We start from the raw sequence: 4178 nt of genomic DNA, 5'->3' as shown, positions 1-4178 counted from the left end.
GCTTCTGATTTATTTATTGTATGGGTATCACAGAAGCAAATTGCATAAATCAGGATCGAACTGAAATTTTTTGATTGATTCTGATACGATTTGATACTATTTTGATACGTTTGCTCGGTGTGTTATCTTGAGTATTATTGGAGAAGAAACCTTGAAAACGTATCCCGAAAATATGAATCTGGCGACGGCCGCAAAATATCTCGGCGTGTCGCCGGTGACGATCAAGCGCATGCTCAAAGATCGCGAGATTCCTGCCGCAAAAATTCGCGGACGCTGGCTGTTTAAGAAAGACGTGATTGATGAATGGTTGGCAAAAAATTCATGGTCACAGATTACCCCCAAGTCCAAAAAAAATCAGCGGGAGGCGATGTCATCGTTGGCTGCGCCTCACATGCATCCCTCTGTTGTCCGCTTATTCGCCACGCTGGATAGACTTAATTTCAGTAATTTGGATGCTGCGGATTGGGACGAGGCAAAAAAGTTCATCAAAGAAAAAGAAGCGGAACGCACACAAAAACTCATTAATTTGGCTGAACGTGGGGAATGAGCGTGCTGCAAATGTTCGACACGAATTATATCTTGGCTTTGATCGATCCACGTTCCGAGGAACGCGATAAAGCGCGTCTTGCACTCGACCCTACATTGGAAACCGTTGTGTCCTGTGTTGCTTATGGCGAAGCGTGGGAAGGGTTATGCCGGGGCCGTCCTGAAAAAACTGCGAAGAAACGCAAAAATTTTGAAGCGGTTATTGCATCTTTGCGAGTGTTATGGTTGGATAATGAGACCTTGCAACGATTTCATGATTTGTTTTGGCAATTGTGCCGGCAGGGTACGCCGATTCCGGCCAATGACATCTGGATTGCCGCGCTTTGTTTGCAGCACGATGCCATTCTTATCACCGACGATTTCGATTTCAAGCAAGTCCCGGGCTTGAAAATACGAAGCTGGTAAACTCATCGTAGGAGGCCATCTTGGCGAACCTCTCCGAAGTTACGCACACACATCAGCAAACCTCTTCTCCGGAACTCCTCCGCGCCCTGGGATTAAAAGAAGCAATCGCGATCAACGTTGGCTGTATTATCGGCTCCGGCATTTTTTTGGTGCCGGCAACGATTGCCGGGCATTTGCCCGCCATGGGTCCGATCTTGCTCGTGTGGGTGGTCGCCGGCATGTTGACTCTGTTCGGCGCACTCTCGCTCGCCGAGCTTAGCTCGATGTTGCCGCAGTCCGGCGGGCCTTATGTTTATTTGCGTGAATCCTACGGCAAAGTTTGGGGCTTTCTCTTCAGTTGGAATGATTATTTTATCAACAAAGCGGCCTCCCTTGCCGCCGTTTCCATTGCCTTCACTACTTATCTCGGCCATCTCGTGCCGGCGATTGGGCAAAGCGAACCGTTTTTTCAGCCCGGCTGGAGCATCTTTGGGCATCCGTTCACATTCGGCTGGAGCCAGCTCATTGCCATTCTCGCCATTGCTGCAGTGACCATCGTTAATGTGCGCGGTGTAAAATTCAGCGGTTCGGTGATGAACTTCTTCACCACCGCCAAAGTGGTGGCGTTGATTCTGTTGATTCTCTCGGCTTTTTTTTCGAGTCAGGCGAACACGGCGAATATGGCGCCGTGGTGGCCGGAGAGCTGGACCAGCGGAATGACGGCGGCATTCGGTTTAGCTATGATCTCAGCACTCTGGTCTTATGATGGTTGGATTGATGTTACCCTCAATGCCGGCGAAGTCAAGAACCCTACCCGCAACGTGCCGCTGGCCTTGATCTTGAGCTGCCTGGCAGTGATGGCGCTTTATCTGCTCGCCAATATTGCTTATGCCTTGATCATCCCGATTCAACAAATGCCCAACTCGCAGCGCATCGCTTCGGATGTTGCGGCCACGGCGGTCGGCCCCATCGGCGCCAGTCTGATTGCGCTCGGCATCATGTTGTCGACCTTCGGCACACTCAACGGCATGTCGTTGTCCGGTCCGCGTTCGATTTGGGCGCCCGGCCATGATCGTATTTTTTCTCCCCACTTTGGTAAAGTCCATCCGCGTTTTCGCTCGCCTTATGTCGCAATCATTGTGATCGGCGTGTGGGGCGCGCTGCTCACGTTGAGCGGCACGTATGATCAGCTTGCAGCTTACGTGGTATTTGGCTCCTGGGTTTTCTATGCGATGGCGGCCGTGAGCGTGATTATCCTGCGGAAAAAAATGCCCGACGTTCAACGGCCATACAAAACCTGGGGGTATCCGGTGACAACGCTAGTGTTTGCCGCCATTGCCGGCTGGTTTATCTACAATACTCTCCGTGAAGACCCGCGCAATGCCCTGATCGGCATTGGGTTGTTGGTGCTGGGTTTGCCGTTTTATTATTATTGGACGCGGCAGCGCTGAACCCGCATCAAACAAATCCCTTTCAACAGATTCGTGACTCTTGCGGTCATAGGTGTAGATTCATCCTTTTGACAAAAGGTCGGGTTAATGTTGTTATCACCGTAATTGCAATCACCAATCCTTCAATCTTGACCACAAACATGAAAGGTGAGTCATGCCCTCTTTTTTTCCCTTTGTACGCATGAAGTTTATCCTGCTCGCGCTTGCCGTGGTTTTGCCGCATCTTTCTTTTGCGCAAACAACGGCAAGTGAAGATACGACGATCTCGGTGGCGATTGACAGCATGCGCGCACAAATCGCCGCGGATACGGCCCAAACGCCAGTAGCTCCGCCCCCCACCGGCTTTACGAGTTCCATTGATAACGCCGCCGGCGTGGTGGTGCGCGGCCTAGCCGCCGTTCTGTTTTATCCGATTGGGCCGTTTCCAGCGATCGTGTTGTGGCTCATCATTGGCGCGGTGTTTCTTACGTTCTATATGGGTTTCGTCAACCTGCGCGGCTTCAAACACGCCATCGAACTGGTGCGCGGGAAATATACCAACCCGAACGAGGCCGGTGAAGTCACGCACTTCCAGGCTTTGAGTTCGGCGCTGTCCGCTACTGTTGGCCTCGGTAACATCGCGGGCGTCGCCATTGCGGTTTCGATTGGCGGCCCGGGCGCCACGTTCTGGATGATAGTCGCCGGCTTTCTGGGCATGAGCAGCAAATTCGCCGAATGTACCCTCGGCCAGATGTATCGCAAAATAGACGAGAAAGGCCGGGTCTCGGGCGGGGCGATGCACTACTTGCATGACGGTTTCAAAGAAAGGGGAATGGGGGGTATCGGCAAAGCCTTGTCCGTGCTTTTCGCGATTTGTTGTATCGGCGGTTCGTTCGGCGGCGGCAACATGTTTCAGATCGGCCAATCCCTGGGCGGAATCACCAATACCATCCCGGCATTGGCGGATTACAATTGGGCGTATGGCCTTCTTATGGTCGGTATGGTGGGCATTGTTATCATTGGCGGCATCAAACGCATCGCGCAAACCGCGGAGAAAATCGTGCCGTTCATGTGCGGCATTTACGTTTTGGCTGCGCTTGCGATCTTATTCATGCATTTCTCTGAAATCCCGGCGGCCTTTGCAACGATTATCTCCGGCGCGTTCACGCCGGAGGCCGGTTATGGCGGCATCATCGGTGTGCTGGTGCAGGGGTTCCGCCGCGCCACGTTTTCGAATGAAGCCGGCGTCGGCTCGGCGCCCATCGCGCACTCTGCGGCGAAAACCGATATTCCCATTCGCGAAGGTTTTGTGGCCCTGCTCGAACCGTTTATTGATACCGTCGTAGTATGCACCATGACGGCGCTGGTTATTGTGATCACAGGCGCCTACAACGCCGGCGGCGCATTCGAAGCAGCGCGCGCGGCGGGTAACGGCGGCTTGCTCACCTCGCTGGCGTTTCAAGAGAGAATACCCTGGTTTCCATACATTCTCTCGCTTGCGGTTTTTCTGTTTGCCTATTCCACTTGCATTTCCTGGTCATACTACGGCGAGCGCTCGTGGACGTATCTCTTTGGCCCGCGCAGCTCGATCATTTACAAAGTTCTGTTTCTGGTGTTCGTTTTTCTTGGGGCGATCATTACGGCGCAAAACATCATTGACTTCAGCGATCTCATGATTTTTTCAATGTCGCTGCCGAACATGATTGGCTTGTATCTCATGGCCCCCAAAGTTCGGCGCACGATGAAAGAATACTTTGCCAAGCTCAAAGCAGGAGAGTTCAAGGTTTATTCGTAAGATGTTTGAACAAGTGTGAAGAA

Annotated in this window: 4 protein-coding genes; all 4 read left to right on the top strand. The window is 52.3% G+C overall.

The annotated features are described in order from the left end of the window. The first annotated feature begins 151 nt into the window (after positions 1–151). The 4 genes from FBQ85_27290 to FBQ85_27275 all read left to right on the top strand — a co-directional run bounded on the left by FBQ85_27290 (position 152) and on the right by FBQ85_27275 (position 4155). Positions 152–547, top strand: coding sequence for a helix-turn-helix domain-containing protein (locus tag FBQ85_27290; protein ID MDL1878837.1), 396 nt, complete (start codon positions 152–154; stop codon positions 545–547). Continuing rightward, positions 544–951 carry a type II toxin-antitoxin system VapC family toxin gene (locus FBQ85_27285; protein MDL1878836.1) on the top strand — a complete coding sequence of 136 codons (408 nt, stop codon included), beginning with the start codon at positions 544–546 and terminating at the stop codon, positions 949–951. Before FBQ85_27290 ends, FBQ85_27285 begins: the two co-directional genes overlap by 4 nt. A gap of 17 nt (positions 952–968) precedes the next feature. Continuing rightward, positions 969–2381 (top strand): amino acid permease, encoded by a 1413-nt coding sequence (locus FBQ85_27280; GenBank protein MDL1878835.1) that lies wholly within the window; start codon positions 969–971, stop codon positions 2379–2381. 181 nt (positions 2382–2562) lie between these two features. Next, positions 2563–4155: an alanine:cation symporter family protein gene (locus FBQ85_27275; GenBank protein MDL1878834.1), complete on the top strand. Its 1593-nt coding sequence runs from the start codon at positions 2563–2565 to the stop codon at positions 4153–4155. Positions 4156–4178: the final 23 nt, after the last annotated feature.

The sequence above is a fragment of the Cytophagia bacterium CHB2 genome (assembly GCA_030263535.1).
GTDB lineage: Bacteria > Zhuqueibacterota > Zhuqueibacteria > Zhuqueibacterales > Zhuqueibacteraceae > Coneutiohabitans.
Note: the sequence above shows the minus strand (reverse complement) of the source record. Positions and strands in the feature narration are given on the sequence as shown.

Bases quoted from the DNA above. Each gene is read 5' to 3' on its own strand.
- FBQ85_27285 (MDL1878836.1), top strand. From the start codon at position 544: ATGAGCGTGCTGCAAATGTTCGACACGAATTATATCTTGGCTTTGATC.
- FBQ85_27275 (MDL1878834.1), top strand. From the start codon at position 2,563: ATGAAGTTTATCCTGCTCGCGCTTGCCGTGGTTTTGCCGCATCTTTCT.